Annotated in this window: 5 protein-coding genes; 2 read left to right on the top strand and 3 right to left on the bottom strand. The window is 67.2% G+C overall.

What is annotated here, in order from left to right; all coding sequences use genetic code 11:
* Positions 1-389: 389 nt before the first annotated feature.
* The gene (locus ACIQCZ_RS40850; RefSeq protein ID WP_402291080.1) at positions 390-1,856 is read right to left on the bottom strand and encodes a M1 family metallopeptidase; all 1,467 of its coding nucleotides are present in this window, start codon (positions 1,854-1,856) and stop codon (positions 390-392) included.
* Positions 1,857-2,818: 962 nt separating this feature from the next.
* On the opposite strand from ACIQCZ_RS40850, the gene ACIQCZ_RS40845 reads away from it, so the two are divergent.
* Complete coding sequence (locus ACIQCZ_RS40845) at positions 2,819-3,190, top strand: VOC family protein (RefSeq protein WP_402291078.1); 372 nt, start codon at positions 2,819-2,821, stop codon at positions 3,188-3,190.
* Here ACIQCZ_RS40845 and ACIQCZ_RS40840 read toward each other — a convergent pair.
* Entirely contained in the window at positions 3,180-3,419 is a 240-nt protein-coding gene (locus ACIQCZ_RS40840) for a hypothetical protein (protein WP_402291076.1), read from the bottom strand. The two genes, ACIQCZ_RS40845 and ACIQCZ_RS40840, sit on opposite strands and share 11 nt — an antisense overlap.
* 147 nt (positions 3,420-3,566) lie before the next feature.
* Entirely contained in the window at positions 3,567-6,737 is a 3,171-nt protein-coding gene (locus ACIQCZ_RS40835; protein ID WP_402291075.1) for a WD40 repeat domain-containing protein, read from the bottom strand.
* Between the two features lie 175 nt (positions 6,738-6,912).
* Between ACIQCZ_RS40835 and ACIQCZ_RS40830 the strand changes: the two genes are divergently transcribed.
* Positions 6,913-7,242 carry a transposase gene (locus tag ACIQCZ_RS40830; RefSeq protein ID WP_402291086.1) on the top strand — a complete coding sequence of 110 codons (330 nt, stop codon included), beginning with the start codon at positions 6,913-6,915 and terminating at the stop codon, positions 7,240-7,242.
* Positions 7,243-7,244 lie beyond the last annotated feature (2 nt).

The following is a 7,244-nucleotide window of genomic DNA, read 5'->3' as shown; positions in this document are numbered from 1 at the left end:
GATCCCACTCCGCATTCGTCAGATCCCCACGTCCCATCCCACCACCCTGACCTCAACACCCCACCCCTGTCAGGAGATCCGAGAAACAGACCCTAACCCTCTACAAGGACATCGACCAGAACGGTTTCCACGGCGAGATCCAGGTCAAGAAGCCCAACCGGCTCTGGACGCACGCCACCATCCTGGGCGCCGGCGACTACACGGACAACCGCCACCCGGACGACTTCCTGGTGCGGTGGTCCGACGGTGAGGTGTCCATGTACCCGGATGCTGACGAGACCGGCCTGAACCGCGAGATCACGCTGGTGTACCCGCCTGCGTAGGGCCTCCTGCCAGCTAGAGAAGGGCTTTCCCATGGGGAGAGCCCTTCTCTCGTCGGATCGCCCTCCTCACATCCGGGAGGGCTTCTTCTTGTCGAAGAGCCAGGTGTTGAAGAGCGCGGTCAAGTCCTTCCCGGACTTGCTCTCGCACAGGGCGATGAACTGCCGGGTGTCAGCATTGCCGTGCCGGTGCTGCCGGGTCCAGGTACGAAGGATGTCAAAGAAGGTCTCGTCGCCGACGGCCCTGCGCACCTTGTGCACGACCATGGCGCCGCGTCCGTAGACGGGCGGGTCGGAGACGCGCCCTCCGCTGGGCGGATCCGCCGGCGGGAACGCCCAGATGCCCTCGCTCTCGGCGTCCGTGCCGTCGTAGAAGTCCTCGAAGATCTCCGTAGTGCTCCTGTTGCCCCGCTCCTCCTCCCAAAGCCACTCCGCGTAGGTGGCCAGACCCTCGCTGAGCCACATGTCCTTCCACTTGCGCGGGGTGACGGAGTTGCCGAACCACTGGTGTGCCAGTTCGTGCACGAGCAACGCCTCTTCGGGCGCCTTGCCGAAGTAGGGCTTGGTCTGGGTCTCCAGGGCGTAGTCGAGCCCGGGCAGGTGATCGACGATGGCACCGGTCGAGGAGAAGGGGTAGGGGCCGAAGCGTTTGCGGGCCCAGTCGACGATCTCGGGCACCAGGTCTGCGACATCGGCGGAGTCTTCGGCCTCGTCGGGGTCGATGGCGACGTAGACGGGCACGTCACCGTCCGTCCGGCCCTTGTGGACCTCGAAGTAACCGACGGAGACGTGGGCGAGGTAGCTGGCCATGGGCTCCTCGGTGCGCCAGTGCCGGGTCACCGTTTTCCCCTTGTCCTCCTCCGTGATCAGCTCACCGTTGCTGATCACGTCGTAGGGGTCGCCGTCCTCGTCCTTGGGCACGGTGACTGTGGTGTCGTACGTGGCCTTGTCCGACGGGTGATGGTTGCCCGGGAACCAGGTCATGGAGCCGGACGGCTGCCCCAGGGCCGTCGAGCCGTCGTCGGTCTCTATCCAGCCTTGTAGGCTTCCATCGTCGTCCTCAAGCGTGCGCGGTGTGCCGTCGTAGGTGATGACTGTCTTGAAGACTTCGCGGTTCCGTAGCGTCTTCGCCGGTGTCACGAGCAATTCGTCGCCCGAGCGAGCGACTTGGGCCTTGGCTCCTTGCACCGTGGCGGTGCGTACCCGCAGCCCTGACAGGTCGAGGTTGAAGCGGCTCAGGTCCTGGGTGGCGCGCGCTGTGATGACCGCCGTGCCCTTCAGGTGGTTGGTCTCGGGTACGTAATCCAGTGTCAGCCCGTAGTGCACCACGTCGTAGCCGCCATTGCCGAGCGCGGGGAACAGCCGATCCCCCACTCCGGCCGTGCCGGGCTTTCCGACGACGGCACCGTTTCCCGGTGCGGAGCCGGTACAGGACGTCGTCACGGCCAGGAGGAGTGCGGTGGCCGGAGCCCAGCCGTACAGACGGCCCGGGACCGCCGACCGAGGCCGGCTGCCCTTCGCCATATGCGGTTTCATCTCGTGTCTCCCATCGATCGCAGGACGCGAGACGTCAGAAAGTCGGCACCGTCTATTGGTTGCTTCAAGATTGGCAAAAGTTCTTTGTGCGCCTTGTGGATGACGAGGTTGGCGAGGGTCTCGTCGGTGCTGGCGGGCACATCTACAGCCTGCTCGTCGAACTCCAGCCCCACTGACGCGTCTGGCAGAACCACTGACGTTGTCGTGACAGACGACAGTGGTTCAAAACCCGGTTTTGAACCACGCTCAGATCAAGGTCGGCTCACCGGGTCCTTCAATGCCCTACTTCGCGAGCAAAGTCAGCGGGAGCAGCGGTCAAGCCTGACGAGGAGCAGACTTCAAGCGCAAAGGGCCCTGAAACGCACAAAGGCCTGCACTCCCTGCGGACGCTGGGGAGTGCAGGCCTTTGTCTTACCGGTCGCTCGGTCAGGTCGCCCAGGTCACGGGTGCACCTGCGTCGGGATTGGGGACGCTGGTGGTGGTCGCCGGGACGGCGGGGTGCCGCATGGCTACTGGTGAAGAGGCAGTGTTCCGACCCTGCGCAGTTCCTCGGTGATCGCCGCAGCGCCCTCGGAGATGAGCGACAGCAACCACGCTGCTGAGCGCTGGTCTCCCACGCCGGTGGTCTCCTGATCGACGCGTATCTTGGGCAGGAGATCATCGACGCCCGCGACGCCGGGCTGCTGCGGCCGCTCACGCTTTAACCCTGACAGAAGATTCGATTTAACTCTTACGTTTAACCCGTTCAGTTAACGAATGAGCCTTCGTCGCCCACGCCGACGACTCAGGGCACACGGTGAGCTGGCCGGGATGTCCTGTTCCAGATAACTGTTGGCATGGTGAGGCCCTGACCTGCTGTGCTTACGGTTGAGTGAAACGAACGCGCCCTTCCCGTCCCGCTCATCCGTAGTCAGCCGCCTCTATGGCGTGCGCGGAAGTCCACTGATCCGCTTGGAGGTCTCATGTCCCTGCAGATGGAATTGGTCGCGATAACGCTCGATTGCCCTGATCCGCTGGCTCTGGCGGCGTTCTATCAGCAGGCCACCGGCTTTGAACCGCACCCGAAGTCTGATGCCGAGTTCGCCGGTCTCAACCGTGAGGACGGACTCTTCATCGGCTTCCAGCGGGTCGAGGACTACCGGGCTCCGAGTTGGCCTGGCCAGATCGTTCCCCAGCAGCTTCACATCTGCTTCAAGGTCGCGGAGAGCCTGGACGAGGCCGAGGCCCGGCTGCTGGAGCTGGGTGCGGGCAATCCGGATCACCAGCCGCACGGGGACAAGGCGCGTGTCCTCACCGACCCTGCTGGACATCCCTTCTGCATCGTCACGCGCTGATTGGCGTTCTCGCGGCAACGAGTGTGGCTATGGCGGCGGGGTTGCCGAGCCGATACTCGATCTCCGCAGCCGATGACCTGACGGTTTTCGTGAGCCAGACGTGGCCGGTGCCGCGAATTGGGCTCTCGGTGGGGAAGCGCTGGTGGAACTGGGCGATGCTGCCGAGGGAGACGTAGAAGTCGTCGCTCATCCATGCCCGCCGCAGGTCGCCGACCAGTACCAGTCGCACCAGTTGCCCTGGCCTCGGAAAGTCGGGAACCGGCGCTCGGGCCGTACCGACTCGAACCGCACCGGCGTTTCTTGAGCCCGGCTCATAGGTCGGTGAAGGGTACGGGCATCTCCTGACAGCAGTTCCCTGTAGGGCGTTCCGACGAGATCAGTGGGTGGCGTGTCGGTGCGGGGTGAGCACCGCCAGCTCGCAGTCGAAGCCCACTACCAGCCGACCGTCGGGAGCTACCTCCAGCGCCGAGATCGGCGCGGGGAACACCACTTCCTGATCCGCCTGGTCGCCGGTGGCCAGGTCCCAGAAGCGGACGGTCCGGTCTTGGCCACCGGTGACGGCGACCGGCTGACCGCCCAGCACGGTCACTGCCAGGGTGAGTACTCCCTCGACGTGGGCTGCCACGGGCTCGCCGACAGCTTGCGCGCTGGCCACATCCCACATCCGCAGCGTCCCGTCAGCGCACCCGGCGACGGCGGTCGGGCCGCCATCGATGAGGGCTGTCGCCATGGAATTGATCAGTACATCGCTGGTGAGCGTGCTGAGCGGTTCGCGCGCGGCCAGGTCCCACACGCGCAGCGACCGGTCGACACTGGCCGAGATCGCCACGGCGCGCCCGGCGACGGTGCACGTCGTCAGGCTGTTGATCGCGTCTTCGTGGCCGAGCAGGCCCGCGCCGACCGGTCGCAGGTCGATCAGGTCCCACGAGCGGACGGCACCGTCACGGTCTCCGGTGATCGCGACCGGCCGCCCGTCCAGCACGGTCGTGGTCACGGCGCTCAACCACGGAGTCCGCCCCTGGAGCTTGAGAGGCACGCCGATCAGGCGGCCGGTGCTCAGATCCCAGACACGGACCGCGTGGTCCCAGCAGCCGGTGACAACTACGGGGCGGCCGTCGAGGTCGCAGGTCGCCATGACAGTGGCCGTGCCGTCATCGGAGAACGGCTCACGGGCCGGCTCTCCGGTGGCGAGGTCCCAGACGCGCACCGCATCCCGGCCGAGGGTGACAGCGGCGAGGCGGCCGTCGACCGTGACCGTCGAGACGGCGTCCACTCGCCGCACGTGGCCGTCCCTCGGCGCCCCGACCCGCGGTTCTGCGGTCAGGTCCCACACGCGCATCGTCTTGTCCTCACCCCCGGCAATGGCTACGGGGCGGCTGGCGACGGTCGTGGTGGTCAGGGCGTGGATCTTGCCGGTGGGGCCGGTGAGGGGGACGGCCGCGGGTCGGCCGGTGGCGAGGTCCCAGACGCGGATTCCGCGGTCCTCGCCGGCGCTGAGGGCGACCGGGTGGCCGTCGAGGATCCCGGTGGCGACCTTCAACACGTAGCCGATGTGGCCTTCGAGCAGGTCGTCCACTGATCGGCCGGTAGTTGGGTCCCAAATCCCGATGTTCGTGAAGCCGCGGATGACGGTTGCGACCGTGCGGCCGTCCTCCATGGCCGCGAAGGCTATGGCGTCAACGGGGACTCCGCCGGATCGGGTCAGAGGCTCCCCGACCACCTGCCCGGTGGCGAGGTCCCACAGCTCGACGTCCCAACCACCCGTTGCGGCGACCAAGCGGCCGTCGACCTCGGCGGTGGCCACGTACGACGCCTCAATGCAGATGTCCTCGGCATGCCGGTTGACGGGGTCGCCGACCGGTACGCCGGTGGTCAGGTCCCAGACTTGCAGGATCCCGTCGAAGTTCGCGCCGTAGCTGTGGGTGACCGCGATCGGGCGGCCGTCCAGCATCCCGGTCGCCGCCGCGGTCACGACGGTCTCGTCTTCGGGCCCGACGCACCCGACCGGCCCGACGGGCACGGTGGCGGTCAGGTCCCACAGCCGGGCTACGCCGTCGGAGGCACAGGTGACGGCCACCGGCGTACCGTCGACCACCGCCGTGGTCAACGCGCCCACCGCGTCGGCGAAGCCGAGCAGGACGCCTCCAGCGTCATCGCCGGTCAGGTCCCAGCGGCGGACTGTATCGTCGTCACCGACGCTGACGGCGATCGGGCGACCGTCCACCGTCGTCGTCACCAACCGGGTCACCCCGTCGGAGTGGCCGGTCAGCGGTTCGCCGAGCGGCGATGCGGTAGTCAGGTCCCAGATACGCACCTCGCCTTCGATTCCGCCTGTGACGGCTACTGGGCGGCCGTCCACCTCGGCTGTCGCGAGCACGTCCACCAACTCGTCAAAAGCTGCGCCGACTGCCTCGCCGGCGGCCGGATCCCAACGCCATACCGAACCGACGCTTTCGGTGGAGAGGATGACGAGCCGGTCACCGACCATGGCGGTCGCCACCGCCGTGACGGCGTCGCCGCCGCCGACCAGGGGTTCCCCGACCAAGTGGCCGCCAGCCAGGTCCCAGATGCGGACCGTTCCGTCGGCGCCGCCGGTGACCGCGACGGGGCGGCCGTCCAGGGATGCCGTCGCGATGCACGGGATCGCGCCGGTGTGGCCGGTCATCGGTTCCCCGACGAGGCTGCCCGCAGACAGGTCCCAGACTCGGACGACCCCGTCGTCATCGCCGGTGACGACCACGGGCCGGCCGCCCGCGACCGCCGTTGCCACCGCTTTGACGAAGCCGCTGTGGCCGGTCAGCGGCTTGCCGACCGAGCGACCGGTGGCCAGGTCCCAGGCTTCGACCTCGCCGAGCCTTCCGGCCACCAGGACTGTCCGACCACGGAGTTCCGCCGTCGCCACCCCCCACGCCAACCAGCCGGGAAACCCATAAGAGAGGGGAACAAGCTCCGGCAAGAATTGCCGACGGGTGGTGAGGTCCCACACGCGCGCCGACACCTCAGAACCGGTGGTGACGGCGATCGCACGATCCCCCACGACAGCGGTCGCGATAGTGCCCACTGTTTTGTCATGAGCGGTGAACGGCTCCCCGACGGGCTGCCCGGTGACGAGGTCCCAGAGCCGGACAGTACCGTCCACCCTGTCGCCAGCAAGAACGACCTGGCAGCCGTCCACCTCCGCGGTCGCAACGGCGCCGACGGTTCCAGAGTGCCCGACGAACGTGTGCCGAAGCCGAGCGTCAACCTGGCCCCCGGTGGCCCACAGCACCTCCCACACCGCTGCCGCGACGCCGTCCACCCGCACCGCGGCCAGCCGCGAGGCGAGATCATCGGCGCCGAAGCGGACGGCGTCCAGCGCCAGCAGCTGTCGTCGAGCCCGGACGTCATGATCCTGATACAGGTGCGCGGACGCACGATAGACCGCGGCCGCCAACACCTCCTCGGTGCCGGCGGCGCGGTCGAGTGCGGCCAAGACGCGGTCGGGATCAGTTGTCACCAACCACCGCGGGTCGGCCAAGGGCCGGTAGGTCGCCTGCTCGTCGGACATGACATGCACCCTACCCAGCCAGCCGCGATGGCCAGTGGCCATAGCGCCGGTCATATCCAAGGTTCAGTAGCAAGTTACGCACTTCTACGCACAGCCAATACTGAGCTGAACCGGATTTCGTAGCGGCTCTGAAGCCAGGCATGATCGCCTCGGCGGATGGGAGAACACAGGTCCGATGTCTGCACCACGGAAGTACCCCGATGAACTGCGTGAGCGAGCGATCCGTGAGGTCCAGACCTCGGGACGTCCGGTCGCTCATGTGGCCCGAGACCTCGGGATCCACAAGGAAGCCCTGCGGAACTGGGTCCGTCAGGCCGAGGCCGACCAGGGGACCCGGCCCGATCTGCTGACCACCAACGAGCGCGCCGAGCTCACCCAACTTCGCAAGGAAATGGCCGAGTTGCGGCGGGCGAACGAGATCTTGAAAGCCGCTTCGGTGTTTTTCGCGAAGGAGCTCGACCAGCCCCGCACGACTTCGCCGGATCACGGCCGGACGGGCCGATGACT

Origin of the sequence: Streptomyces sp. NPDC093149 (assembly GCF_044754145.1) — a bacterium.
Classification (GTDB): Bacteria; Actinomycetota; Actinomycetes; order Streptomycetales; family Streptomycetaceae; genus Streptomyces.
This window is presented reverse-complemented; position numbering and strand designations above follow the sequence as displayed.

Bases quoted from the DNA above. Each gene is read 5' to 3' on its own strand.
- ACIQCZ_RS40850 (WP_402291080.1), bottom strand. From the start codon at position 1,856: ATGAAACCGCATATGGCGAAGGGCAGCCGGCCTCGGTCGGCGGTCCCG.
- ACIQCZ_RS40845 (WP_402291078.1), top strand. From the start codon at position 2,819: ATGTCCCTGCAGATGGAATTGGTCGCGATAACGCTCGATTGCCCTGAT.
- ACIQCZ_RS40835 (WP_402291075.1), bottom strand. From the start codon at position 6,737: ATGTCCGACGAGCAGGCGACCTACCGGCCCTTGGCCGACCCGCGGTGG.
- ACIQCZ_RS40830 (WP_402291086.1), top strand. From the start codon at position 6,913: ATGTCTGCACCACGGAAGTACCCCGATGAACTGCGTGAGCGAGCGATC.